Source organism: Pseudarthrobacter phenanthrenivorans (assembly GCF_036455295.1).
GTDB classification, from domain to species: domain Bacteria; phylum Actinomycetota; class Actinomycetes; order Actinomycetales; family Micrococcaceae; genus Arthrobacter; species Arthrobacter phenanthrenivorans_C.
In genome coordinates this window covers 189,522-215,021 of sequence record NZ_JAYXNX010000007.1, presented here as the reverse complement: position 1 = coordinate 215,021, position 25,500 = coordinate 189,522, and the positions used below count along the sequence as shown (strand labels likewise).

The following is a 25,500-nucleotide window of genomic DNA, read 5'->3' as shown; positions in this document are numbered from 1 at the left end:
GGTCCACCCGCAAACAGGGAACCGGTCCAGCATTGCTGGGCCGGTTTTTTGTATGCCTGGTGGGCCCACGCCGTCCGGGTTCCCTGGCCGGGCGAAGCAAGGTTAGGGGGACGGTGGGGACTAGGTGGCCGCCATCTCCTGGGTCTCCACTCCTCCTGCGGGCTCGTACACCAGCGATACTGCACCCTTTGGGAAGCTGCGTGCCGGCTCGGCGAGCCGGAACGTGGTAGGAACGGTCCCGGCGTCGAACAGGCGCTTGCCCTGCCCAAGCGTGACCGGGTACAGCCAGAGGTGCAGGCGGTCCAGGCCGCCCGCGGCCAGCAGGGAACGGATCAGCACGCCGCTGCCGAACATATGCACCTGTCCATAGTCGTCGCGTAGTCCGCCGGCCGCTTGCGCATCCGGCAGGACAGTGCTGCCTTCCCAGCCCGGGTTGGCCAGCGTGCCGGAGACGACGAACTTGGGGACCCGGTTCAGGGCGTCGGCAATGCCACCCGACTGGTGCGGCCAGTAGGACGCAAAGATGTCAAAGGTCTTCCGGCCCAGGAGCAGGGCATCCATCCGGTTGATCGCGTCCGCGATCGAGGCGCCGCCCTCGTCGTCGGACACCGGTGCCTGCCAGCCGCCGAAGTCGAACGCGCCCTCGGTGTCTTCCTCACGGCCGCCCGGCGCCTGGTACACGCCGTCCAGGGTCATGAACAGGTTCGCCACGATGATCCCCACGCCGACATTGTGGACCTGCCCCCGGCTACTGTCCAGCGCCCGTGGCAGGATGGTGCCATGCTGCTCCTCGAGCTCGTGGAAACCACCCAAACCGTCGCGTCCACCCGGTCCCGGCTGGCAAAGGTGGAAGCCCTGGCGAACCTCCTGCGCCGTCTTGATCCCGCGGAAATCCCGACGGCGGTCGGCTTGCTCAGTGCCAAGCCGCGCCAGGGGCGCGTGGGCGTCGGGTGGAGCGCGGTGGCTTCGGCCAAGGAGGAACCTGCCACGGAGCCAAGCCTGACGGTGGCGGACCTCGATGCTGCCCTGGACCGCCTGCTGGCGACGGCGGGCACGGGATCGGGGGCGGAGCGGGCAGCCACCCTGCGGAAACTGATGGCCGCGGCCACAGCGCCCGAACAGTCCTTCATCGCGGGCGTCCTGCTCGGCGAGCTTCGCACCGGCGCCCTGGAAGGAGTGCTGACGGACGCCGTCGCCCGCGCTTCCGGGAGGCCGGTTGCCGCCGTACGCCGGGCAGCCATGCTGTCCGGGGACCTTGGCGAAACTGCCATGCTCGCGCTGACCGGTACCGGGGACGAGCTGGATGCTGTGGGTTTGGTGGTCGGGCGCCCCGTGCTGCCGATGCTTGCCGCTACCGCGGCCAGTCCCGGCGCGGCGGTGGAGTCGACGGGGGAAGCCTCGGTGGAATACAAGCTCGACGGCGCCCGCATCCAGGTCCACCGCGCAGGCGACGACGTCAGTATCTTCACCCGCAACCTCGCCGACGTGACACACAGGCTTCCCGAGGTGGTGGAGGTGGTGCGCGGACTGCCCGTGCAGGATGTCATTCTCGACGGCGAAACCCTGGCCCTTGACGAGGAAGGTGCGCCCCGGCCTTTCCAGGAAACCATGTCCCGGTTCGGGGCGGACGCTGTCCGGGAAACAGTGCTCCATCCCTGGTTCTTCGACGTCCTGCATATCGATGGGCAGGACCTGCTGGACGAGCCGCTGTCGGCCCGGATCGGCGTGCTGGAGCGCATTGCCCCGGCGCACCGGATACCCGGGGAGGTCACGGCTGATCCTGCCGCGGCTGAACGTGTGTCGCAGGAGGCCCTGGCCGCCGGCCACGAGGGCGTCGTGGTGAAGGCAATCGGGTCCACCTATGCGGCCGGCCGGCGCGGGTCCAACTGGGTGAAGGTGAAGCCGGTGCATACCTACGACCTGGTGGTGCTCGCCTGCGAATGGGGGTCCGGCCGGCGCACCGGGATGCTCTCGAACCTGCACCTTGGCGCCCTTGACCCCACAGGGGAATTCGGCGAGCCCGGCAGCTATGTGATGGTGGGCAAGACCTTCAAGGGGCTCACCGATGAACTGCTGCGGTGGCAAACCGAACGGTTCCAGGAGATCGAGGTGCGGCGCACTGCCGGCACGGTCTGGGTTGAGCCCGTTACCGTCGTCGAAATTGCCATCGACGGCGTGCAGCAGTCCCCTCGGTACCCCGGCGGGATCGCCCTGAGGTTTGCGCGGGTCAAGCGCTACCGTGACGACAAGGCACCAGCGGACGCGGACACCATCCAGACCTTGCGTGCCCTGCTGCGCCAGTAGCGCACGCGGAAGTTACCGGCGCGTTCCGCTCCGCTGGGTCCTCAGGCTTCGCGCCACCCGGTCCGGCAGGCGCCTGGCGACCACCCGGTAAAACAGCAAAACTGCCAGTGCGGCCACCACTATGCCCACAAGGTTGAGCAGCAGCTGGAGGGCCGAGCCCGTGGCCTTCTGGTATTCGCCCAGCACCAGGGACACCGCCACGTATCCGGCCGCCGGTACCGTGGTCACGGAGATGAAGACGCCGATCAGTGCTGCCGAGCGGCGGCCAATGATGGACAGCATTCCGGCGATCCCGGCCAGGACGGCGACGATCAGCGAATAAGGTCCGGGGTGGTAGATGAATTCCACTGCCGAGCCCTTGTCCAGGGCATCGCGGGGGAACAGGCCGAGCGGCACCGAAAGCCATGCCGTCAAGGCCGCCAAAAGCATGGCCACGGGGAAGCCCACGCCCAGTGCAATGGCCGCGCGCCGCCCAAGCTTCCACTGCCGGGTGGCAAGCGACACGGCGAGGGCGGCCAATGGCCCAAACTCCGGACCCACGGCCATGGCGCCCACAATCGCGATGGGGGAGTCGGTCACGATGCCGATTCCGGCGAGCTGGGTTGCCAGCACCAGGAACGCAAGGAAGTTCCACGTCAGCCGGGAGTCCTCGCCGGTTTGCCGTGTGACGTCGTCCCAAATCACTGCGTCGGCGCCGTCCCCGGGCGCGGCACGCTCCGCCCGGTCCGCGTTCCTGGACAAAACGAACTCCGGCGTCGACATGGCGATGGAGCCGGCGTCCCGGATTTTCAGGACGTCCAGCTTCTCCAGCAGTTCCTCCACTGCCTCCCGCGCAACCAGGACCTCGATCACATCGCCCTGCGGCACCACGGCAGCCCCCGGAACCAGGACCACCTCTGCCGCGCCCCGCTGGTCGCGGCAGGTCTTCAGGGTCACAGCGGACAGCTCCGCGGGCACACAGATCCGCAACTGGACAACCATGCCCGCTCCCTTCCACGGTTGGGCCCAGCATAGTCTGAACGCGCGGGCTGATTGGCTGATGAAGACGCCGCTGGCTAGGCTTGATGCTTTGGCTGGCGGGCGTCCTGAGGGGTTTTTGTGTCGATAACGGAGAGCCCACAGGAACCCAAGCCCGCACCCGTGGCACCCTCCCGGCTGCGGAAAGCCTCGTTCCGCCCCGAGGTCCAGGGGCTCCGCGCCCTGGCCGTCCTAATGGTGGTCACCTACCACGTATGGCTGGGCCGCGTGTCCGGCGGCGTGGACATCTTCCTGCTGGTCTCGGCTTTCCTGCTGACCCTTTCCTTTGTACGCAAGGCAGAATCGGGGACCCCCTTCCGGCTGCTGGCGCATTGGCTGCACCTGTTCAAGCGACTTCTGCCCGCCGCCGTCGTTGTGATCCTCGGCGTGCTGGCCGGCACATGGCTGATCCTGCCGCAGGGACGCTGGCCCGGGGTGCTCGACCAGGCCTGGGCCGCGCTGCTGTACCGCCAGAACTGGCTGCTGGCGGACGCCGCGGTGGACTATTACGCGCAGGACCACGCCGGCGCCAGTCCGCTGCAGCACTTCTGGTCGTTGTCCATCCAGGGCCAGGTGTTCATCCTGTGGCCGCTGGTCTTTGCCGCTTCCGCTGCCGTTCTGACGGGGCTGCGGCGGGTTCCCCGGCTCCACTGGGTAACCTACCGCGGGCTGCTGGCGGTGGTGTTCGGTGCGGTATTTACCGTCTCCCTGGTGTATTCCATTGACCAGACCGGCACGAACCAGGCCTACGCCTACTTCGACACCCGGGCACGGCTGTGGGAGTTTGCGCTCGGGTCGTTGCTGGCCCTGGCGCTGCCGTACCTGAAACCCGGACGCGCGCTGCGGGTGGGCCTGGGCTGGCTGGGGCTTGCCGGAATGATCTCCTGCGGCCTGGTCCTGACCGTTGACCGCTCCTTCCCCGGTTACGTCGCACTTTGGCCAACCCTTGCGGCAGCCGCGATCATCGTCGCCGGGCAGACCGGCAGCCGGTTCGGCGTGGACCGCCTCCTCAGCAGCCGCCCCGCAGTGGCCTTGGGAGACAACTCCTACGCGCTGTACCTCTGGCACTGGCCCGTGCTGGTGCTGGCGCTCGCGGCCACCGGCGTGGAAGCGCCAAACCTCAAGCAGGGCCTGGGCATCGTCGGAGCCTCCATCGTGCTTGCCGTGCTGACCACCCGCTTTGTGGAAAAGCCGCTGCGTGACTGGCACTGGCCCAAGTTGCGCACCTGGCGTACCGCCGTCGTCGTCGTTGCCTGCGGGGCGGTGCTTGCCGGCCCGGTTGCTGTCTGGCAGACGTCGCTCACGGCGGAGGAAAGCGCGACGGCGGCACAACCCCGCGAGCTGACGCCCGGGGCCCTGGCACTTGCCCCGGGAAACGGGAACACTCCCGCGCCCAAGGCCCGGACCATTCCGGGACCGACCGCGTTGGACAACGACTGGGCCGGCATCGACTCGCCCTGCACCGGCCCCAACGCCACGGTCGATCCAATCCTGGAGGGCTGCCGGCAGGAGCTGCCCGATGAACCGGCCACCAAGCGCATCGTGGTGCTGGGTGACTCCCACGCCCAGCAGTACCTCGCCGCCCTGGAACCCGTGGCAGCAGCCCGTGGCTGGGAACTGGTCACGCTGCTGATGCCGGCGTGCCGGTTCGGCGCCGCATCGGAGGCCCGGAACGCCGAGTGCAACGCCTACAACAAGGCAAGTTCCGCCTATGTCCTGGAACACCGGCCGGACGCGGTGTTCACCGTGGCCTCGCTGACCCACGAAGATGCCCCGTTCGAAACGGAGGTGCCGGGCTACCTGGATGGCGTGAAGCCCTTCGCGGATGCCGGAATCGAGATCGTGGGCATCCGGGACAATCCGCGGTTCACGTTCAACATGCCGCAGTGCGCCCAGAGGCACGGCGCCGATGCCCCGGCCTGCAACCCATCTCTTTCAGAGTCCCTGGTGGAACCATCGCCCCTGGAGAACTACCGGGGCAAGCTACCTGGCCTGTACCTCATGGACATGAGCGACTTCATCTGCGCCTGGGGCGTCTGCCCGGCAGTGGTGGGAAACGTATACGTGTACAAGGACGACAACCACCTCACCAGGACCTATGTGCAGACCATGATTCCCATGTTCGAGCAGCGACTGCTGGCAGCAACGGGCTGGAGTTGATCCTTGGAGGGTGCCGTTGCTCACATTGGCGGCGTGGAATAGGGGGATCGGCGCCGAGGTTCTAATATTTACTCAACACTTTCTGCCTCCGGAACGCCGTGCCGCACGGTGGTCCACCGCAGGATCTTCTGCACAGGCCAGTTCCGTAATAACGGGCTGGTCATCGGCTGCAACCCCTACCCGTGACCCAGCAACCAAGGTAAGAGGCGCACTCATGACCGAGCCCCAACACGATCCCTTTGGCTTCATTGGCCTGACCTACGATGACGTCCTCCTCCTGCCGGGCCACACCGACGTCATCCCGTCCGAAGCCGACACCTCTTCACGGATTTCCAAGCGGATCAGCGTGCAGACCCCGCTGCTCTCCGCCGCGATGGATACCGTCACCGAGTCCCGCATGGCCATCGCCATGGCCCGCCAGGGCGGCCTCGGCGTGGTGCACCGCAACCTCTCCATTGCAGACCAGGCGGACCAGGTGGACCGGGTCAAGCGGAGCGAGTCGGGCATGATCACCAACCCGCTCACCATCCGCCCTGAGGCCACGCTGCGGGAGCTGGACGACCTCTGCGCCCACTACCGCGTCTCCGGCCTGCCCGTAGTGGACGAGGACAACCGCCTGCTGGGCATCGTCACCAACCGCGACACCCGGTTCGTCCCGGAGTCCGACTTCCCGCTGCGGCTGGTCAGCGATGTCATGACCAAGATGCCCCTGGTCACCGGGCACGTGGGCATCAGCCGCGAGGAAGCCTCGCACAAGCTGGCCACCAACAAGATCGAAAAGCTCCCGCTCGTTGACGACCAGGGCCGGCTCAAGGGCCTGATCACCACCAAGGACTTCACCAAGGCCGAGCAGTACCCGCTGGCCACCAAGGACGACGAAGGACGGCTCCGGGTCGGTGCCGCCATCGGGTTCTTCGGGGATGGCTGGGAGCGGGCCATGACCCTGGTGGATGCGGGCGTGGACGCCCTGTTCGTGGATACCGCCAACGGCCACTCCCAGGGTGTGCTGGACATGATCCGCAGGCTGAAGTCCGAGCCCGCCGCCGCACACGTGGACATCATCGGCGGCCAGGCTGCCACCCGCGAGGGTGCGCAGGCGCTGATCGACGCCGGTGCCGACGGCATCAAGGTGGGCGTTGGCCCCGGCTCCATCTGCACCACCCGTGTGGTGGCAGGCGTTGGCGTCCCGCAGATCACCGCCATTTACGAATCCGCCAAGGCTGCCATTCCGGCCGGTGTGCCGCTGATCGCCGACGGTGGCCTGCAGTACTCCGGCGACATCGGCAAGGCGCTGGTTGCCGGAGCGGACACGGTCATGCTCGGCTCCCTGCTCGCCGGTTGCGACGAGTCCCCGGGCGAGCTGATCTTCGTCAACGGCAAGCAGTTCAAGTCCTACCGCGGTATGGGCTCCCTGGGCGCCATGCAGTCGCGCGGCAAGAACACGTCCTACTCCAAGGACCGCTACTTCCAGGCCGACGTGTCCGGCGACGACAAGCTGATCCCCGAAGGCATCGAAGGCCGGGTTGCTTACCGCGGCCCGCTGTCCTCCGTGGCCTACCAGCTGGTCGGCGGCCTCCGTCAGACCATGTTCTACACCGGTGCGCCCACCATTCCCGAGCTGAAGGTCCGCGGCAAGTTTGTCCGGATCACTTCCGCCGGCCTGAAGGAATCGCACCCGCACGACATCCAGATGACTGTTGAGGCGCCGAACTACGGCTCCCGCTAAGTGGCCGCAGCTTTAATTCCGCTGACATTTGCCTGAACCAAGGGGAGGCAGGGACATCCCTGCCTCCCTTTTTGTGCGGTCGGCAGCACGGAGAAAGCATTGTCAGACCCCTGCTGAATGATGTGTGTATGGGAATCAGTGCGGGAGCTGGAGCTGAGTTGGACGGCGTCCATGTCTCTGTTGCTGCCCTTGAGGCGCTGGTTCTTGAGGACCGGAATCTCGAACACTCTGCTCTGACGGCTGCGGCTGGGGACATTGACGTCCTGCAGCGGCGGTATGAGTTGTGTCTGGGGCGGTTGGAGGTTGTTGCCCGGTTGGAGGCGCAGCTCGCGGCAGTGAAAGCGCAGGACGCCGTGGAGTGCATGGGGTTGCAGCAGGCCATGACCGCGCCGGATGCCTCCGTGCAGGACCGCACCTACGCGGAGATGTCCACGGTGGAGGAGATCGCCGGGGTCCTGACCGTTAGCTCTGCCGCTGCAGGGGCTTTGGTGGAGCAGTCACGACGGATCTGTTCCCTGCCACCGGTGTCCCAGGCGCTGTCCACCGGTGCAATGTCCTGGCAGCACGCCCGCATCGTTGCGGACGAGACCGAAGGACTCACCCCCGAAGGCGCTTTGGAGTTGGTGACGCATTTCTTCGACCCCCACGCGCCCAACACCGCCCGGGGCGCAGCCCCCGGTGAACTTGTCCCGTCACGGTTCCGGGCGAAAGTCCGCAGTTGGCGGGAACGCCACCACCCCGAGTCGATCGGGAAACGCCACGCCAAAGGTGCCGCGGACCGGCGGATGGAATACATCCCCGACAGGGACGGCATGGCCTGGCTCTCCCTCTACCTCCCCGGGGACACCGCCTGCGCCATCTGGAACCGCATCACCGCCACAGCCCGGGGCCTGCAGGGTCCGGACGAGTCCCGCACCCTCACCCAACTCCGCCCCGACATCGCAGCATCCCTGCTGCTCGGCGCCGGAACTGCCACTGAGTTCGGCAAAGTACCCACCCCGCGTGCCGATGTCCTGGTCACCGTGCCCGTCTTCTCCCTCCTCGGCCTCACCGACGAACCCGCCACGCTCGACGGCTTCGGACCCATCCCGGCCTCCATGGCCCGCAAACTCGTCGCGGACGGGGCGGAGTCGTTCTACCGGGTCCTGATCGACCCGCGCGACGGGGCACCCCTGGAGATCGGCCGGACAAACTACCGGCTCCCCGAAACCATCAAACGCTGGATCCGGATGCGGGACGCCAAGTGCACGTTCCCCGGCTGCACCAACCACACCCCGGACAACGACTCCGACCACCTGCACGCCTGGGACCACGGCGGCACCACGAACGTCGGCAACCTCGCCCAGCTCTGCCCCAAACATCATCGGCTCAAACACCACAGCCAATGGACACCGGATCCAGCCACCACGAAAGACCCACCCGGCTGGACCTCACCCACCGGACGCCACTACAAACCCGAACACCCAGACCCCCAACCACCACACTGGCCTCGCCGGACGGCCGCGGAATGGATGGCGAAGAGGAACCGCAGCGACGGAGCCTGGGGAATGGTGGCCGGTGACCATCCAGACTCTCAGCACACAGCGCTGTCCCCGGGAGAAGCGGCTTTGCAGGACTAGCTGCATCTCCACAACTAAAGAGGCTGTGCTCCGCTTCGAGGTTGTCTTGGAAGGCCCCCATGCCCGTTGTCCGTTCATGCAGCGCCGTTCGCGGTCTTGTGCTTCACTGCACCCCCCAGCACTAGGCTGATTCCATGTCCCAACCGCGCCACCCGGCGGAACTGACGCCCAAACGCGACCCGCAAAAACGGCTTGCCGTACGCCCCTACGCCAAGGCGGTGGCCCAGGTGCTTCGAGTGAGCTTCCGGGCATCTCCGGGGGCTGTGGTCATGAAAGTGCTCGGCTCCCTGATCTCCGCCGTGCTGCCGTTGGTCACCACCTACTTCGCGTCCCTTACCACCTCCGCCCTTGCGGCAGCATACGCGGGCGACGGCGGGGCAGGGCGCCGCGCGATCGTCTACGTCATCGTCACCGCAGCGCTTGGGCTGTTCTGGGGCGCCTTCAACAGCGTGGACCGATATATTCAGCAGCTGATGAGTTTCAAAGTGGGCGCGATCGTCGGGGACCAGATGTATGAACGGTTCCTGGCCCTGGAGTTCTGGCGTTACGACGACAAGGAAACGGTGGACCTCTACGACCGCGCCAAGCGGTTCTCCGATTCCTATGCCCGCGTCCTGGACCGGATTGCCGCCATTTTCACGCAGTTGGTATCGGTGCTCCTGGCCATCGGTGCCCTGCTGCTGGTCAGCTGGTGGATTGCCATCATCGTATTGGTGGCCATCGTGCCCAGCGTGTATCTGCAGTTCAAGCTGTCCCGTGAACAGATCGCGCACTGGAACACGCAGGTGGACTCCCGCCGCCAGCGCCGCATGATCGAAACCAACCTGCTCCGGCCGCAGCACATTGCCGAGATGCGGCTTTATGGCATCGTCGGTTTCCTTATGGACCTCCGTGCCCGGCTCCGCGACGCGGACGAGCGCCGGCGCCTCGACTTCCAGCGGCGCTACATTCCCAAGCAGCTGGCTGCGGATGCCCTGCAGTACGGCGCCGAAGTGGTCTCGCTGATCTGGGTGGTGGGGCGGATCATCTCCCGCGCAGCCCCCGTGGGCCAGTTCCTCTACGTCCAGCAGATTGTCAGCCGTGCCCTGTCCACGGCCAACAACCTGGTCTCCTCCCTGAGCTCCATAGACGAGGACCTCGCCAACCTGACGGACTACGAGCTCTTCATGGCGCTGCCGGTGCATAGCGAACACGCGCCGCCGTTGCTGGAGGCGCCAAAGGAAGTCAAGCTGAGGGACATTCGCTTCACCTACACGGGCAGCGACATCGAGGTCATCAAGGGCATCAGCCTGACCATCCGCCAAGGCCAGCACATCGCCATTGTGGGGGAGAACGGAGCCGGGAAGTCCACCCTCATCCGCATCCTGGCTGGCCTCTACCGCCCCGACTCGGGCCAGGTACTGCTCGACGGCGTCGATCTCGCCGCCGTCGACGTCACCTCCTGGCACCGGCACCTGGCGGTGCTTAGCCAGGAGTTCCTGAAGTACGAGTTCGCCACCGCCGCCGAGAATATCTACTTCGGAGACGTGGACACCGCCCGCGACGACGGCCGGATCAGGAGGGCGGCAGCAGACGCGGAGGCGCTCGACTTCATCAACAAACTGCCCAACGGCCTGGACAACCACGTGAGCAACTGGATGGAGGATCCGCGCGGCCGGAAGGGCAGCGGCCTCTCCGGAGGCCAGTGGCAGCGCCTTGCGATGGCAAGGAACTTCTACCGGGACGCGTCCTTCATGGTCATGGACGAACCTACCTCCGCCATCGATGCCCTTGCCGAGCACCGGATCTTCACGCGTCTCTTCGCGGACCGCAGCAGCACCATCATCGCGATCAGCCACCGGCTGGCCACCATCGAGAAGGCGGACGTGGTGTACATGCTGGAGGACGGCCGCATTGTGGAGCAGGGAACCCACAAGGAGTTGGTGGCCCTCCGCGGCCGCTATTACCGCATGTTCGAGTCCCAGTTGACGGTGGAGGAACCTGAAGGAGTCTGATGCAGGTTGGCGGAGCCTGCGCTCCGATTCGGCCTGCTGTCAGTGGCGCCGCAGCCAGTTCTATCCGCCGTGGGAGGCCTCCACCACGGTGGTGCGGACACGGGCAAGGCTTGGCCGCGGGGGCACGCTGCTGAAGCCGAATGTCACGGCGGGGCGGATGGGGGCCAGCGCCCCTGCGTCGGCACCATGCCAGCTGACGACGGCGGACGTCACGTGGTGCAGGTCGGTGACCCCATAGAACTCGGCTCTTCCACTGCCCGCAGTTCCGTAGGTGCGGGCGCCGGGTGCTGCCAAAGCAGCGAACGGATTGACCGTGGCAAGCCAGCGGGGATGGACGGCCAGACGCCGGGGCACTGCTTGCAGCGCCGTTCCCAGCAGGGTCCTCGCGCCGGTAGCTGCACGGAGTGCCAGCGGACCGGCGTCGACCGTCAACGTGTAATCGGCGAGTGAGGCGGAAACGTCCACCACCCGCACTTCATCAAAGCTGTAGGTGGCGGCGATAAAGCCGGCCACTTCGGGAGTGGGTGCCAGCAGCAGCCGGTGTCCCGAAGGCTGTTGCACCATAACGTCCGCGAAGGGTCCAAAGGGGGAGTCCTGCCATATGCCCACCACGGCGCGCAGCCCGGAAGCGGTGCCTATACCGGCGATATGCCCGTCAAATGTCCAGCGGCTTCCCATCACGCCACTGTAGCCGGAGGGCATGGCTCACAGTGGTGCATAGGCCGCATTGCCGTATGGATCGCGCATAGCCACCGAAGCCACTGGGATAACCTAGAGCAGTGACTTATGAGATCGAGATCGGCCGTGGCAAGCGTGGGCGTCGTGCCTACTCCCTGGATGACATTGCAATCATCCCCAACCGTCGTACCCGCGACCCCAAGGACGTCTCGGTCTCCTGGCAGATCGATGCGTACCAGTTCGACATGCCGGTGATCGCAGCGCCGATGGACTCGGCCATGTCCCCGGCCACCGCAATTGCCCTGGGCAAGCTGGGCGGCCTCGGGGTGCTGGACCTCGAAGGCCTGTGGACCCGCTATGAGGATCCGCAGCCGGTCCTCGACGAGATCGCTGCCCTGGAGGATGAAACCAACAGCCCGGCTGTGACCGGACGGATGCAGGAGCTGTACCTGGCACCCATCCAGCCCGAACTCATCACGTCCCGCCTGGCCGAGATCCGGGAAGCCGGTGTCACCGTGGCCGGGTCGCTGACCCCGCAGCGCACCCAGGAACACTACAAGACGGTCGTGGCCGCCGGTGTCGACATCTTCGTCATCCGTGGCACCACCGTGTCCGCTGAGCACGTCTCCAAGAACCACGAGCCGCTGAACCTGAAGCAGTTCATCTATGAACTCGATGTCCCCGTCATCGTCGGCGGCGCCGCCGGCTACACGCCCGCCCTGCACCTCATGCGCACCGGCGCGGCGGGGGTGCTGGTGGGCTTCGGCGGCGGCGCAACCACCACTACACGCCGCGCCCTGGGCATTCACTCACCCATGGCGTCAGCCATCTCCGACGTCGCTGCTGCCCGCCGCGACTACATGGACGAGTCCGGCGGCCGCTACGTCCACGTGATTGCCGACGGCGGCATGGGCACCTCGGGTGACATCGTCAAGGCGATCGCCATGGGCGCCGACGCCGTCATGCTCGGCAGTGCGCTGGCCAGGGCCGAGGAGGCGCCGGGCAAGGGCTGGCACTGGGGCCAGGAGGCGCACCACACGGAGCTGCCCCGCGGAGACCGCGCCAACGTCGGCACTGTCGGCCCGCTGGAGGAGGTCCTCTTCGGGCCCAGCCACCACACCAACGGCACTTCCAACCTCATCGGTGCGCTGCGGCGCTCCATGGCGACCACCGGCTACTCGGACCTGAAGGAATTCCAGCGGGTCGAGGTCGTCGTGTCGCCTTACGAAGGGAACTGATCCGGAGGCAGGGCAGCGCGGTCCGCGCTGCCCTGCCCAAAGGACGCCGGTTGCAAGTAGTGTGGGCTTACTGGCGGCACTAGAGGCATTGGAGGCATTCAATGAAGAGTGTTCCTGTAAACGGCGGGGTCCTCGGACCGGAAGCCCGGGAAGCGGCAATCGAGCGGCTGCGGGCCACCACCGAACCGGGCCGGGAATTGGACATCCTGATCGTCGGCGGCGGCATCGTCGGCACGGGAGCAGCGCTTGACGCCGTGACGCGCGGGCTGAGCGTTGGCATCGTCGAGGCGAGCGACTGGGCGGCCGGCACCTCTTCGCGCTCTTCAAAACTGATCCACGGTGGCCTGAGGTACCTGGAAATGCTGGACTTCGCCCTGGTCAAGGAGGCCCTGCAGGAACGCGGCCTGCTGCTGTCCGAGATTGCCCCGCACCTCGCGCGGCCCGTGCCGTTCCTGTATCCGCTCACCAAGCCGTTCATCGAGCGTCCTTACGTGGGCGCGGGCATTGCCCTGTACGACGCTATGTCAGTCTCCGCCGGCCACAGCCGGGGCGTGCCGTTCCACAAGCACCTGAGCCGCCGGGGTACCCTGCGCGCCGCCCCCAGCCTTAAGAACGACGCCTTTGTAGGGTCCATCCGGTACTACGACGGCCAGGTTGATGACGCCAAATACTGCGCCAACCTGGTCCGCACGGCCGCCTACTACGGCGCCCATGCCGTGAACCAGATGAAAGTCGTGGACTTCCTCCGCGAAGGCGAGCGGGTGGTGGGGGCCAAGGTGGAAAACCGTGAGGATGGGACGCAGTTCAGCATCCGCGCCAAGCAGGTTATCAACGCCACCGGCGTGTGGACCGACGAAACCCAGGCCATGGTCACCGACCGCGGCCAGCTGAAAGTCCGCGCCTCCAAAGGCATCCACCTGGTGGTTCCCCGGGACCGCTTCCAGTCCACCGTCGGGCTGATCCTGCGCACCGAGAAATCCGTGCTGTTCGTCATCCCGTGGGGGCGGCACTGGATCATTGGCACCACCGACACTGACTGGCACCTGGACAAAGCCCACCCCGCCGCTTCCAGCAAGGACATCGATTACGTCCTGGAACACGTGAACCAGGTGCTTAAGCGCCCCCTCACCAGGGAAGACGTTGAAGGTGTCTACGCCGGGCTGCGGCCGCTGCTCGCGGGCGAAAACGACTCCACCGCCAAGCTCTCCCGGGAACACGTGGTGGCACACCCGGTCCCCGGCCTGGTAGTGGTGGCGGGAGGTAAATGGACCACGTACCGGGTCATGGCCAAGGACGCGGTGGACGAGGCTACCCGCACCATGGACGAACGCGTACCGCCGAGCTGCACGGAGACCATCCCGCTGCTGGGTGCCAGTGGTTTCCGGGCGGCCTGGAACCGCCGGAACCGGACGGCGGAGGAATCGGGGGTGCATGTGGCGCGGATCGAGCACCTGCTCAACCGCTATGGGTCCATGACTCCCGAGGTCCTGGCCATCATTGAGCAGAATCCCGAACTGGCCGAACCCATCCCGGGCGCCGACGACTACCTGCAGGCAGAAGCCGTCTATGCCGCCACCCACGAGGCCGCCCGCCATGTGCAGGACGTTCTGACGCGGCGGACGCGGATCTCCATTGAAGCGTGGGACCGCGGCGTGTCGGCGGCCCCTGTTGTCGCTAAACTGATGGGTGACGTCCTTGGCTGGAGTGAGACGCAGCGCGAAAATGAAGTCCGCCACTACCTTGCCCGTGTGGAGGCCGAACGCCTAAGCCAGCAACAGCCGGACGACGAATCCGCAGACGCCGCCCGCCTGGGCGCGGAAGACATCGTGCCCTTGCGTTGAGGGGCCGTTCTGCGTGGAGCGGCTGGCCGCCCCACTGCTGACTGAAGGGATACGCCTTGGCGGAACCACTGGACCCGTATGACGCCCACCTGACCACCGCCGGGATGGTGATCCTGGAAATGGAGGCGAAGGACAAAACCGACGCCACCACCCAACTGGCAGAGCGGCTGTATGCCGCCGGGCGGATATCTGATCTTGACGGGTTCCTGAAAAACGTCAACGCGCGGGAGCACCAGCTGGCCACGGGGCTCCCGGGAGGCATCGGTCTGCCACATGCACGGAGCGAGTTCGTTTCCCAGACCTCCATCGCGGTCGGGATTGCCAAATACGGGCATGCATTGGACTTCGGTGCCGCTGATGGCCCGGCCTCGGTCATCCTGTTGATTGCCACGCCGGCCAGCTCCTTTTCGGACCACCTGGAGGTGCTGGCCACGCTGGCCCGGTCCCTCTCGAAGGAATCCTTCCGCGAATCACTTCGCCGTGCCTACGACGCCGAAGTGATCGCGGAGCTCATCAATTCCAGCCTGGTGTTCTTCGACCACTAGGCAGGCCGGGGTTGCGGAAGCCCCGCGTTTAGTTGTTCTACAGAAGTACGAAGTACGGTTAAGACGTGTGGAAAACAGCCCTTAAGCCCCGATGGATCGCTGGCTTTGTCTTGGCGATCGTTCTCTCCGGGGTGTTCGTGCTGCTGAGCCAGTGGCAGTTCGGCCGCTCCACGCAACCCGAAGTCCCTGTGAATCCGGCGTCCGAGCAGGTCCAGCCGCTCACCGGCACCCTGCAGCCCGGCGAGTTTTTCCACGGCAGCGTAGCTGACCAGATGGTCACTGCCCAGGGAACGTACAGTCCCGACAAGCAAGTGCTGATACCCGGCAGGCTCCACGACGGGAAGACCGGTTACTGGGTCGTGAACGCCTTCGCCGTCAGCGGCGCGCCCGCGCTGACAGGAGCCGGCGCCTCACCACAAACCTGGATCCCCGTGGCGCGCGGGTGGGTGGCCGAACCCGGGGATGCGGCAGCACCGCCGTCGGGCGTTGTTCAACTGACCGGGCGCCTGCTGCCCTCCGAAGCCCCGGTAGGCGGGAAAGCCCCCAAGCCCGGAGAAGCGTCAGCCGTGTCCGTGGCAGAGCTCATCAACGACTGGGAGGTGAGCAGCTACCCCGGCTTCGTGTCGGCCACCTCAGAGGTGGTGGGCGGCCAGGATGTCAGCGCTGCCGCATCACCTGGGAAGCTCCAGCCCCTGAATATCGGACCGCAGCCGCCAGGACAGCACATCAACTGGCTCAACCTCTTCTACTCCATCGAGTGGGTGGTCTTCGCGGGCTTCGCCTTCTTCATCTGGTGGCGCCTCGTCAAGGACGATTACCACCGGGACCTGGAGGAAGCCCTCGAGGATGAAGGCGCCCCCACCCCCGAACAGCACCAGCACGAAACGCCGCAGACCGGACAGCACCAGCAGCCCGGTCCGCACGAACAAAAGGTACAGCCATGATTGATCCGAAACCCGCCACCCCGTCCCCGCAGGCCCGCGGCGGCCAGGCTTCCGGTAAGAAGCGCCGCTTCGGCGGTACCGAGGCGCAGATCCGGTCAGCCCTGAAGTTCTACAAGGTCATGGCCTACCTCACCGGTACCATGCTGCTCCTGCTGTGCGCCGAACTGGTAGTTCGGTACGGCTTCGGCCAGTACCTCTTCGCCGGCGGCACCGACGCCCTTACCGGGCAGCCGTTCGGCTTCGGGTTCGCCGGCGCCGAGCCCCCGGCGGTGCTGAACGGCGTCAACGTCTCGGTCACCGTGCTGATCGTGCACGGCTGGATGTATGTGGTCTACCTGGTGTCCAACTTCCGGCTGTGGTCGCTGATGCGCTGGCCGTTCCTGAAGCTGGTCCTGCTGGCCCTGGGCGGCGTGGTGCCGTTCCTGTCCTTCATCGTCGAAAAGAAGTTCCACGCCGAAGTGGAGGCCGAACTGGCCGCCAATCCGCAGGCGCCGCAGCGATACTGACCCGCTCCCGCCGTCTGCGGCACCCGCTTGACCGCCCGCCGTCGAACGTTTGCTCCGTCACAGCGCGGCCTCCCAAGATGCGCCGGTGCAAGGGCGCCAAGTAGGCTATTACGGTGACTACTCCCACTGCATCCCAGACTTCCCAGAAGCCGGTGCTGGTTGTTGATTACGGTGCCCAGTACGCGCAGCTGATTGCCCGCCGCGTCAGGGAAGCGAACGTGTATTCGGAAGTGGTTCCGCATACCTGGTCCACCGAGCAGCTCCTGGCCAAGAATCCCGCCGCCATCATCCTCTCCGGGGGACCCTCCAGCGTTTACGCCGACGGCGCCCCGAGCGTGGGTGCCGACCTCTTCGAAGCAGGCGTCCCCGTCTTCGGGATCTGCTACGGCTTCCAGGCGATGGCCAACGCACTGGGTGGCAAGGTGGATAAGACTGGCCTCCGCGAGTACGGATCCACGGAGACCACCATCCTGGGCGAAGGGCGCTCCGTACTGGAGGGCATGCCCCAGCACCAGAAGACCTGGATGAGCCACGGCGACTCCGTCCACAAGGCGCCGGAGGGCTTTGAAGTCCTGGCGACGACGGCGGGCGCTGAAGTGGCAGCCTTCGCCAATGAGGCAAAGGGCCTCTTCGGGGTGCAGTGGCACCCGGAGGTCAAGCACTCGGCCTACGGCCAGCAGGTGCTGGAGAACTTCCTCTTCAACTGCGCCAAGATCGAACCCAACTGGACCACAGGCAACATCCTGGAAGAGCAGGTGGAGCGCATCCGCCAGCAGATCGGGGATGCGAGGGTCATCTGCGGCCTTTCCGGCGGCGTGGATTCGGCCGTCGCTGCAGCCCTGGTCCAGCGCGCGGTGGGCGACCAGCTCACCTGCGTGTTCGTGGACCACGGACTGCTGCGCGAAGGCGAAGCCGAACAGGTGGAACGCGACTTCGTGGCTGCCACCGGCGTGAAGCTGTACGTGGCCAACGAGCAGGAACGCTTCCTCTCCGCACTGGCCGGCGTCAGCGACCCCGAAACCAAGCGCAAGATCATCGGCCGCGAGTTCATCCGCGCCTTTGAAGAAGCGGAACTGGCCATCATCACCGAGGCCGCGGCCCACGGCGAAAAGATCAAGTTCCTGGTCCAAGGCACCCTGTACCCCGACGTCGTCGAATCCGGCGGCGGCGAAGGTGCCGCGAACATCAAGAGCCACCACAACGTCGGCGGCCTCCCCGAGGACCTGCAGTTCGAGCTCGTCGAGCCGCTGCGCGCCCTGTTCAAGGACGAAGTCCGCGCCGTCGGCGCCCAGCTGGGCCTGCCGCAGGAAATCGTCGGCCGCCAGCCATTCCCCGGCCCCGGCCTGGGCATCCGGATCGTTGGGGATGTCACCAAGGAGCGTCTGGACCTGCTTCGGAAGGCGGATGCCATCGCGCGCGCCGAGCTGACCGCCGCGGGCCTGGACAACGAGGTATGGCAGATGCCCGTCGTCTTGCTGGCAGACGTCCGCAGCGTCGGTGTCATGGGCGACGGCCGCACCTACGGCCACCCCATCGTGCTGCGTCCCGTGTCCTCGGAGGACGCCATGACCGCCGACTGGTCGCGCCTGCCGTACGACCTCCTGGCCAGGATCTCGAACCGGATCACCAACGAGGTGGACGGCGTCAACCGGGTGGTGCTGGACGTCACCAGCAAGCCGCCGGGAACCATCGAGTGGGAATAGCATCCTAAGTGGCCGGCCTCCGACAGCGGGGGCCGGCCACTGCTTTTCCCGGCGAAATCCTCCGCAATTTCCCTGCCCCAGTGTTGCGGTCTCTCAAGTCCGGCATCGAAGCGGCTACTCTCGAACCTATGCCGGTATGGTCCAGGGCGTCACGTGCAAACGCAGAAAAGAAGGCAGAAGTGTCAGTTGGTCAAGGCCACCCGGAAGGCTCGGAAGAGCTTCGTAAATGGCTGTCCGGGCTCAAACCTGTTACCGGTGCGGACACAATGCTGCGCTTCACCAAGACGCCCGAAGGCTCCATCGACCTCACCTCGGCGCACCCCTCGGGACTGGCCCAGCTCATGGCCGGGCGCCGCACACGGCTGTCCACATTGATCCGGGACCGCCAGCAGTATGTGGTGGCGGCAAGGGCCTCACGGAACATCCGCTCCAAGATCTTCGAACTCGCCAACGACCGCGGCATCGATGCCGGCTACCTCTCCGCCGGCACCGTGGTGTGGACGTCCGCCGTAGGTGGCAAGCCCCAGCGTGTGTCCGCTCCGGTCATGCTGACCGCGATTTCCCTTACGGTCCGGCCGGGGGAGGATGACTTCGAACTGCAGCTGACAGAGCAGGCGCACATCAACCCCGCCCTGGTGCGGCACCTGAAAAACATCCACGGCATCGTCTTCGACGTGAACGCCGTAACACGCCTGGCGTACAGCACCGCCCGGTTCGACCCCCAGCCCGTCCTGGACCGTCTGGCCACCCTGATCCGGCCCATCCACGGCGCGGAAACCCAGCACAACCTGCTGGTTTCCACCTTCGCGGACCTCTCCGGCAACCTCGATGACCCTTGGATCAACGACGCCCACCCCATCGTTTCCGCGCTTGCCACCGCCGCCGGCGGGGAAGTGGTGGACGTCGAGGAGCCGGACCCGTCCCGTTTCCCGCAGCTGGACAAGAGGCACCCCAAAGACGAACTGCTCCTCCTCGACGCGGACGTGGACCAGCAGTACGTGATTGATGCAGCCAGGGCCGGTGACTCCCTTGTGGTCAGCAGCCCGCCGGGCACCGGCCAGACCCAGACAGCCATCAACACGATCGGTGCGCTGGTGGATGCCGGCAAGACCGTCCTGGTGGTGGGCGACCGCCGCGCCAGCCTCAACGAAGTCTCCGGTCACCTGGAATCACTGGGGCTGGACTCCATCCTTTTCCAGCTTTCGGGCAACGTCAGCGCGCAGCAGCTGAAGGGCCAGCTGGTCCGGGCGATTGTCCGGAACGAAAAGTCGCTGGAACCGCAGCTCGGTAACCTCCACACCACGCTCATCGAGCACCGGCATGCCCTTATGGACCATGTGGCATCGCTCCACAACGTCCGGGAGCGGTGGGGCTGCTCGCCCTACCAGGCCATGCAGTCGCTCGCCGAGCTCACCTCCATCCATCCCGCACCCGCCACCACGGTCAGGCTGAAGCGCAGTGTCCTGGACAACATCCGGGACCGCGAGGAGCTTGCCGGCAGGCTTCGGCGTGCCGCGGAACTGGGCAGCTTCAGCAAGGCGGCCACCACCAGCCCATGGCACGGCGCCCGGCTCCTGACGCGCAAGGAGACCGAGGAAGCCCAGGACCTGGTGGGCTCCATTGCCAAGAGCCTTCCCCTCCTGCGCGACCGGATGGACGCCGTTGCTGAGCATGCCGAAATCCGTTTGGGCGAATCCTTCGCCGAATGGGGCGAGCAGCTGGAACTGCTGGTAGCCGTGCGCGGCAGCCTGGACAAGTTCACTCCGGACATCTTCGACCGGCCGGTGACGGACCTGATTTCCGCCACGGCACCGTCCGCCTGGCGGCGCGAACGCGGCATCGAGATGACCTCTATGCAACGCTCCAGGCTCCGCCGGGTGGCCAAAGAGTACGTACGCCCCGGCGTGCACATCGCCGACCTGCATTCATCACTGCTGCTGGTCCAGGAACAGCGCGCCCTGTGGGCCGGCTACGCCACCACCCAGCGGCACCCTGCGGTTCCGTCCGGCCTGGCCGAGATGAACTCCATGTACCGCTCCCTGGCGCAGGAACTGGCGCAGCTGGGTGAGGCGCTGCGGCATACCGAAGACGGCGGCTCACTGACCACCGTTCCCTACCCGCAGCTGATGCAACGCCTGGAACGCCTGGTGGCAGACACGGAAACCCTGAAGACACTGCCCGAACGCACGCTCCTGATCGAGAACATGCGCGAACACGGCCTTGGCGAGCTCCTTGCCGACCTTGCTGAACGGGAAGTACCGGAAGGATCGGTAACCGCCGAGCTGGAACTGGCCTGGTGGCAGTCCGCGCTCGAGGCAATGATCAGCGGCGACGACTACCTTGCCATGTCCGACGGCGACGCCCTCCGCCAACTGGAGGCAGAGTACCGCCTGGCGGACAACGCCCACATCGCCAGCGGTGCCGCACGGCTGCGGTGGGACCTTGCGGAGCGGTGGCGCAGCGCTATCGCGGCCCAGCCCCGGCAGGCGGACCTCCTGCGGAGCCTGCTCAAGGACGGCCGCGTCTCCCTGGCGGCGCTGACGGCACAGGCTCCGGACCTGATCGGCACGCTGGTTCCCGTCTGGTCGGTCAGCCCCTACCTGATGACAGGCCTGCTTCCGGCAGAACAGCATTTCGACGCGGTCGTGATCCTCGACGCCGAGGCCACATCGCTTCAGGCTGTGCTGCCCTCGATCGCCCGGGCACGGCAGGTGGTTGCCTTCGGTGACTCCCGCATTGCCACGCCCAGGACGTTCACCGTCGGCGTGGAGCGGCTGGCACCGGGAGAGTCCGCCCATCATCGCGTGGAGAGCGCCTTCACCGCGCTCTCTGCAGTCCTGCCCGTCTGGCGCCTCAACCAGGTGTACCGGGCGGTGGACGAGGACCTGGTTCTGCAGCTCAGCAAGAGCTTCTACGACGGCGGCCTGCGCCGGCTGCCCGAAGGACAGTCAGCAACCGGACTGGACCGCTCCCTCCTGGTGGAATACCTTCCCGACGGTACCGGCCTTCCCAGTGCCGATCACGAGGGCGTGGAATCTGTGGTCGCAGAGGTCAACCGGGTGGTGGAACTGGTCTTCGAACACGCCCGCCTGCGGCCACGGACTTCCCTCGCCGTCGTAACCGCCAGCCTGCGGCACGCTGCCAGGATCGGCGAATCCATCAGGCTCCAGCTGTCCAACCAGCCCGGACTGGCCAGCTTCTTCGGTGCCGGCCCGGAATCCTTCCGGGTGGTAGACCTGGAACGGGCCCAGGGCCTGGTCCGCGACCACGTGATCTTCTCGCCTGGATTCGGGCGGACCCCGCACGGCCGGGCACTCCACAACTTCGGGCCGCTGTCCGCGGAGGGCGGCCGGGAAAAGTTCGCCCTGGCCATGACCCGGGCCCGGCGTTCCATACACGTGCTGACGTGCTTCCGTCCCGAGGACCTGGACCACACCCGGCTCACCCACGGCGCGGTGGACCTGTACGCGCTGCTGGACCGGGAGATTTCCGGCAATACGGACCTTGGTACTCCTGCGTCCCGTGCCGCCGCCAGCGAACAGTCCCTGGGGGCGGACCCCCTCGTGGCGGACCTGGGGGACCGGCTGCGTGCCCGGGGCGCCAGGGTCTGGCACCAGTATGACGGTGCCATCGACGTTGTGGCGGCTGCTGACCCGCTGAACACCATGGGCCAGGACGACCTGGACCTTCCGCGGCCCGTAGCCATCGAATCGGACGGCACCGCCCAGTACCGCAGCATGAGCGTTCGCGAACGGAGCCGGCTGCGTCCGCAGCTGCTGGAACGCCTGGGGTGGCGCTACATGCCGCTGTGGACCATCGAGGTGTTCACCGACCCCTCTTCCTGCGCAGACCGGATTGCCGGCTACCTGGGCCTTGAGACAATGGTCTTGCCGGCAAGGACAACGCAGCCGGGCGGCTTCCTTGATGACGACTTTGACCAGACGTTCCACGGGCTGGACGCCGGGCGGTCCGCCTCCACCGGGTACCGGGCGCGTGAAGCGGGCGCAACCAGGAATAGTGATGGCGGGGACGGCCGCGGGGACGCCGCCGGCAAGGAGGACGGCCACCTGGCCGAAGAGAGCAGCCCTGAGGAAGACAGGCACGACGAAGCTATGCGCCAGAACGAAAAGACGAACGACAGCACTGCGGAGGGAACCGACGGGCCCGAGCCCACGGCACCTGCATCGGCGGCGCGGACCGCAACCGGAGGGCCTGAAGAGATCCTTCCGAGCAAAGCGGCGGAAGACGATGCCCGCAGCTGGGGTGACCGGGAAGAGGACCACGACACCTGGCTGAAGGAGCAAAGGCCGCCGCACTGGGGCTGACCGCTCCCTCCCGCTCTGCAGGGCAGTCCCGCTCACGGCGGGCTGACCAGGACGAAGAAAAGCCTGCCCTGGGTGGAGGCTCCGGCCAGGCGGGATGATTGTTCCGGGGTTGCTGCCACCACGATCAGTCCGTCCGTTTCGCCCGTACCCAGCCATGCTCCGCCCTGGCCGCCGTTGTTGGATGTCCACAGCACGGGAACCGCTGATGCCAGCACCTCGGAGGGGCTCCGCTGGTCGAACCCGTTGGCGGACGTCAGCACCACGTTCACCAGCTGGCCCGGCGAAACAAGTTGGACTGACGCGGCATCGGCCATGCGCAGCGGAACGGCGGCTGAACCTGGCGGAGTACCTGCCAACAGTCCTGGACCAAGGAATTGGGTGTCCGTGAGGAGTTGGCCCTTGCGGACCGGCGCTGCGAGTTGCTTGCCGGCCGCACCGTCGTTGTCCCGGAGGACGCCATCGGCCACCATTGCCGGCGGAACCTGGATCCGGGCGAGGTCGGCGGCCGTTACCGCGCTTCCCGCGGGAAGATCCCGCGCGGCGGCCAACGCCGTGGCAGTGGAAAGCGGGGCAGGAGTGAGCTGCTGGACGGCGAGGGCTGCGGCGGCACAGAACAACAAAGCGGCGGCGAGGCGGCGGTTGCGGTTCAGCCAGGCGCCGAGCCGGACGCGCACTGGCCGGCCTTTCGACCGGGCCTGGAGGCTGTGCGGGGGTGTGGGGAGCCGGAATCCGTCGCTGCGACGGCGGGGAAGTCTGGGCATGCGCCCACGCTAGCGCCGAAGGGTGTGGCGGGGGGAGCGGGGACTAAGGCTATGTGGAAAAAGGCGGCCGGCGCTGGAAAGCACCGGCCGTCGTCGTACTTAGATTGAAGGCGCTCAGCTGGCCGCCGCCGCGGGCGCCGAAGCGGCGGGGGCTGCAGCGGGTGCAGCCGGGGCGGCGGCAGGTGCGGGGGAGACAGAGCTGCCCTTGGAATCGCGGGAATCGGTGCGGTAGAAACCGGAGCCCTTGAAGACGACGCCGACGCTGTTGAATTTCTTGCGCAGCGTGCCTTGGCATTCAGGGCAGGACGTCAGGCTGCTGTCCGAGAACGACTGGACGATGTCGAAGGCGTGGCCGCAATCCTTGCAGGCGTAAGCATATGTTGGCACTGGTGCTCCTCCTCTTGGGCAAACGAGAGGTCCCGTGCTGCCACCTGGTAAACCATTAGCAGTCGCAGGGCCTGAGTGCTAATTCTATCACTGCGCCCGGTGGACCCGGGCTCAGGCGCCGCCCGGCAGTTCCCGGTATCCCGACGGCATCAGCACGGCAGGAACCGGACGGTCGAATTCTTCGGCGGGAATCCGGCCGGCAGGCAGCAGTTCATCGTCATAGATAACCGCGGCAAGGGGTATTTCCTTCCCAGCCGTCGCGAGGTGCCCCAGGAATTTGTCGTAGTACCCGCCACCCTGGCCGATCCTGTTGCCTGCGAGGTCCACCGCGGTGGCAGGGATAAAGAGCATCGCTGCGCCTCCCGCGGTCTCGGGCCCATGCCTCTCGCCTGCCGGTTCCAGGATGGGTGCGTACTTGCTGCGCTCGAAGCTGGTATCCGGGGTCCAGAACACCCAGCCCAGCTCCCGCCCGGGTTCACACACAGGAAGCAGGACCTTGTGTCCGCTGCGGTGCAAAGCTGCAATCAGGGGCAACGTTGGCGGTTCCTGCCCAACGCCGAGGTAAACGCACGCCGTTCCCGGGCTGCGGCCTGTCACCGTGCCGGCCCAGGCTTCCCCGTGGACGGCCAGATCCAGGCCTGCAGCTTCGATTTGCTCCGGCAACAGGCTCGCCCGCCGCCGCCGGTGGGCGGTCCGGATCCCATCCTTGACCGTGTTCGTTTCCTGAAGCATCGCGTCCTTCCTGCCTGCCCTGTAAGTATCCATTGAGTCACCGCTTTCCTGTGCCGCCGCCGGGCTGTCGCGCCGGTAGTTACCGAAAGGCGGGACTGACGCTAGATTAGACCGGTGAACACCAGTAACCCCAGAGTCCGCAAAGCCGTCATTCCCGCAGCGGGCCTGGGTACCAGGTTCCTGCCCGCCACCAAGGCGATGCCCAAGGAAATGCTCCCCGTCGTAGACAAGCCTGCCATCCAGTACGTGGTGGAGGAAGCCGTCCACGTGGGTCTTAATGACATCCTGATGATCACCGGCCGCAACAAGCGGGCCCTGGAGGACCACTTCGACAGGGTGCCGTCCCTTGAATCAACCCTGAAGGACAAGGGGGACAAGGAGAAGCTGGCATCCATCCAGGCCGCCAGCCAGCTGGGCGACATCCATTACGTCCGGCAGGGTGACCCCCACGGCCTGGGGCACGCGGTGCTCCGCGCCAAGCAGCACGTCGGCAACGAAGCCTTCGCGGTCCTGCTGGGGGACGACCTGATAGATGCCCGCGATGAACTCCTCAGCACCATGATCGATGTCCAGGCGGAAACGGGAGGGTCCGTGGTGGCCCTCATCGAGGTGGAACCTTCTCAGATCAGCGCCTACGGTTGCGCGGACGTCCAGGAGATCAAGGGCGAGGACTACGTCCGCGTCAACCGGCTGGTGGAAAAGCCTTCCCCGGAGGAAGCGCCCTCCAACCTGGCGCTGATCGGGCGCTATGTCCTCCATCCCGCAGTGTTCGAAGTCCTCGAGCGTACGGAGCCGGGGCGCGGCGGCGAAATCCAGTTGACGGATGCCCTGCAGGAACTTGCTCAGGGCGACGGCGAGGGGCACGGCGTGTACGGCGTCGTGTTCCGCGGGCGCCGCTACGACACCGGCGACAAGCTGAGCTACCTCAAGGCATGCGTCCAGCTGGCCATCGACAGCGAGGACCTGGGACCCGGCCTGAGGGAATGGCTGCCCGGGTTCACGGCCGGCCTCTCCCGGTAA

At 66.5% G+C, this 25,500-nt stretch carries 19 protein-coding genes; 13 read left to right on the top strand and 6 right to left on the bottom strand.

Translation table 11 applies throughout. From position 1 onward, the window contains the following. Positions 1-120: 120 nt before the first annotated feature. Positions 121-723 carry a dihydrofolate reductase family protein gene (locus VXJ37_RS11600; RefSeq protein WP_331323180.1) on the bottom strand — a complete coding sequence of 201 codons (603 nt, stop codon included), beginning with the start codon at positions 721-723 and terminating at the stop codon, positions 121-123. A 57-nt stretch (positions 724-780) separates the two neighbouring features. Between VXJ37_RS11600 and VXJ37_RS11595 the strand changes: the two genes are divergently transcribed. Then, complete coding sequence (locus VXJ37_RS11595) at positions 781-2,304, top strand: ATP-dependent DNA ligase (RefSeq protein WP_331323179.1); 1,524 nt, start codon at positions 781-783, stop codon at positions 2,302-2,304. 12 nt (positions 2,305-2,316) lie between these two features. Here VXJ37_RS11595 and VXJ37_RS11590 read toward each other — a convergent pair whose 3' ends face one another. Further along, positions 2,317-3,285 (bottom strand): DUF389 domain-containing protein, encoded by a 969-nt coding sequence (locus VXJ37_RS11590; protein ID WP_331323178.1) that lies wholly within the window; start codon positions 3,283-3,285, stop codon positions 2,317-2,319. 117 nt (positions 3,286-3,402) lie between these two features. Here VXJ37_RS11590 and VXJ37_RS11585 point away from each other — a divergent pair, with 117 nt between their 5' ends. The 4 genes from VXJ37_RS11585 (at position 3,403) to VXJ37_RS11570 (ending at position 10,820) form a co-directional block, all read left to right on the top strand. Continuing rightward, positions 3,403-5,481 (top strand): acyltransferase family protein, encoded by a 2,079-nt coding sequence (locus VXJ37_RS11585; protein WP_440589797.1) that lies wholly within the window; start codon positions 3,403-3,405, stop codon positions 5,479-5,481. Positions 5,482-5,695: 214 nt separating this feature from the next. After that, entirely contained in the window at positions 5,696-7,207 is a 1,512-nt protein-coding gene (gene guaB / locus VXJ37_RS11580; protein WP_331323177.1) for an IMP dehydrogenase, read from the top strand. A gap of 128 nt (positions 7,208-7,335) precedes the next feature. Next, the gene (locus VXJ37_RS11575; protein WP_331323176.1) at positions 7,336-8,826 is read left to right on the top strand and encodes an HNH endonuclease signature motif containing protein; all 1,491 of its coding nucleotides are present in this window, start codon (positions 7,336-7,338) and stop codon (positions 8,824-8,826) included. A 134-nt stretch (positions 8,827-8,960) separates the two neighbouring features. Continuing rightward, positions 8,961-10,820, top strand: a complete 1,860-nt coding sequence (locus tag VXJ37_RS11570; RefSeq protein WP_331323175.1) for an ABC transporter ATP-binding protein — start codon at positions 8,961-8,963, stop codon at positions 10,818-10,820. A 60-nt stretch (positions 10,821-10,880) separates the two neighbouring features. On the opposite strand, the gene VXJ37_RS11565 is transcribed toward VXJ37_RS11570, so the two are convergent. Further along, positions 10,881-11,498, bottom strand: a complete 618-nt coding sequence (locus tag VXJ37_RS11565; protein WP_331323174.1) for a hypothetical protein — start codon at positions 11,496-11,498, stop codon at positions 10,881-10,883. A gap of 101 nt (positions 11,499-11,599) precedes the next feature. Here VXJ37_RS11565 and VXJ37_RS11560 point away from each other — a divergent pair, with 101 nt between their 5' ends. The 7 genes from VXJ37_RS11560 to VXJ37_RS11530 all read left to right on the top strand — a co-directional run bounded on the left by VXJ37_RS11560 (position 11,600) and on the right by VXJ37_RS11530 (position 22,600). Next, positions 11,600-12,736: a GuaB3 family IMP dehydrogenase-related protein gene (locus VXJ37_RS11560; RefSeq protein ID WP_331323173.1), complete on the top strand. Its 1,137-nt coding sequence runs from the start codon at positions 11,600-11,602 to the stop codon at positions 12,734-12,736. A 101-nt stretch (positions 12,737-12,837) separates the two neighbouring features. Next, entirely contained in the window at positions 12,838-14,577 is a 1,740-nt protein-coding gene (locus tag VXJ37_RS11555; protein WP_331323172.1) for a glycerol-3-phosphate dehydrogenase/oxidase, read from the top strand. 56 nt (positions 14,578-14,633) lie between these two features. Next, positions 14,634-15,122 carry a PTS sugar transporter subunit IIA gene (locus VXJ37_RS11550; RefSeq protein WP_331323171.1) on the top strand — a complete coding sequence of 163 codons (489 nt, stop codon included), beginning with the start codon at positions 14,634-14,636 and terminating at the stop codon, positions 15,120-15,122. 65 nt (positions 15,123-15,187) lie between these two features. Next, complete coding sequence (locus VXJ37_RS11545) at positions 15,188-16,066, top strand: SURF1 family protein (RefSeq protein ID WP_331323170.1); 879 nt, start codon at positions 15,188-15,190, stop codon at positions 16,064-16,066. Beyond that, complete coding sequence (locus VXJ37_RS11540) at positions 16,063-16,572, top strand: DUF3817 domain-containing protein (RefSeq protein ID WP_307306500.1); 510 nt, start codon at positions 16,063-16,065, stop codon at positions 16,570-16,572. The genes VXJ37_RS11545 and VXJ37_RS11540 overlap by 4 nt, the downstream gene beginning before the upstream one ends. A gap of 113 nt (positions 16,573-16,685) precedes the next feature. Further along, a complete protein-coding gene (guaA, locus tag VXJ37_RS11535) occupies positions 16,686-18,275 on the top strand; it encodes a glutamine-hydrolyzing GMP synthase (protein WP_331323169.1) in 1,590 nt (529 codons plus the stop codon). A gap of 128 nt (positions 18,276-18,403) precedes the next feature. Next, on the top strand, positions 18,404-22,600 hold the full coding sequence (locus VXJ37_RS11530; protein ID WP_331323168.1) for a DUF4011 domain-containing protein: 4,197 nt from the start codon (positions 18,404-18,406) through the stop codon (positions 22,598-22,600). Between the two features lie 32 nt (positions 22,601-22,632). Here the strand turns inward: VXJ37_RS11530 and cpaB are convergent, their stop codons facing one another. The 3 genes from cpaB to VXJ37_RS11515 form a co-directional block, all read right to left on the bottom strand. Further along, on the bottom strand, positions 22,633-23,361 hold the full coding sequence (cpaB, locus tag VXJ37_RS11525; protein ID WP_331323167.1) for a Flp pilus assembly protein CpaB: 729 nt from the start codon (positions 23,359-23,361) through the stop codon (positions 22,633-22,635). 114 nt (positions 23,362-23,475) lie between these two features. Further along, on the bottom strand, positions 23,476-23,748 hold the full coding sequence (locus VXJ37_RS11520) for an FmdB family zinc ribbon protein (protein ID WP_188570909.1): 273 nt from the start codon (positions 23,746-23,748) through the stop codon (positions 23,476-23,478). A 111-nt stretch (positions 23,749-23,859) separates the two neighbouring features. Then, positions 23,860-24,480, bottom strand: coding sequence for a 5-formyltetrahydrofolate cyclo-ligase (locus VXJ37_RS11515; RefSeq protein WP_331323212.1), 621 nt, complete (start codon positions 24,478-24,480; stop codon positions 23,860-23,862). Between the two features lie 114 nt (positions 24,481-24,594). Here VXJ37_RS11515 and galU point away from each other — a divergent pair, with 114 nt between their 5' ends. Next, complete coding sequence (galU, locus tag VXJ37_RS11510) at positions 24,595-25,500, top strand: UTP--glucose-1-phosphate uridylyltransferase GalU (RefSeq protein ID WP_331323166.1); 906 nt, start codon at positions 24,595-24,597, stop codon at positions 25,498-25,500.

What these genes read in the sequence shown, in the direction of transcription:
- VXJ37_RS11595 (WP_331323179.1), top strand. Translation starts at nt 781, where the DNA reads ATGCTGCTCCTCGAGCTCGTGGAAACCACCCAAACCGTCGCGTCCACC.
- VXJ37_RS11590 (WP_331323178.1), bottom strand. Translation starts at nt 3,285, where the DNA reads ATGGTTGTCCAGTTGCGGATCTGTGTGCCCGCGGAGCTGTCCGCTGTG.
- guaB (WP_331323177.1), top strand. Translation starts at nt 5,696, where the DNA reads ATGACCGAGCCCCAACACGATCCCTTTGGCTTCATTGGCCTGACCTAC.
- VXJ37_RS11575 (WP_331323176.1), top strand. Translation starts at nt 7,336, where the DNA reads ATGGGAATCAGTGCGGGAGCTGGAGCTGAGTTGGACGGCGTCCATGTC.
- VXJ37_RS11570 (WP_331323175.1), top strand. Translation starts at nt 8,961, where the DNA reads ATGTCCCAACCGCGCCACCCGGCGGAACTGACGCCCAAACGCGACCCG.
- VXJ37_RS11565 (WP_331323174.1), bottom strand. Translation starts at nt 11,498, where the DNA reads ATGGGAAGCCGCTGGACATTTGACGGGCATATCGCCGGTATAGGCACC.
- VXJ37_RS11555 (WP_331323172.1), top strand. Translation starts at nt 12,838, where the DNA reads ATGAAGAGTGTTCCTGTAAACGGCGGGGTCCTCGGACCGGAAGCCCGG.
- VXJ37_RS11540 (WP_307306500.1), top strand. Translation starts at nt 16,063, where the DNA reads ATGATTGATCCGAAACCCGCCACCCCGTCCCCGCAGGCCCGCGGCGGC.
- VXJ37_RS11530 (WP_331323168.1), top strand. Translation starts at nt 18,404, where the DNA reads ATGCCGGTATGGTCCAGGGCGTCACGTGCAAACGCAGAAAAGAAGGCA.
- cpaB (WP_331323167.1), bottom strand. Translation starts at nt 23,361, where the DNA reads ATGCCCAGACTTCCCCGCCGTCGCAGCGACGGATTCCGGCTCCCCACA.
- VXJ37_RS11515 (WP_331323212.1), bottom strand. Translation starts at nt 24,480, where the DNA reads ATGCTTCAGGAAACGAACACGGTCAAGGATGGGATCCGGACCGCCCAC.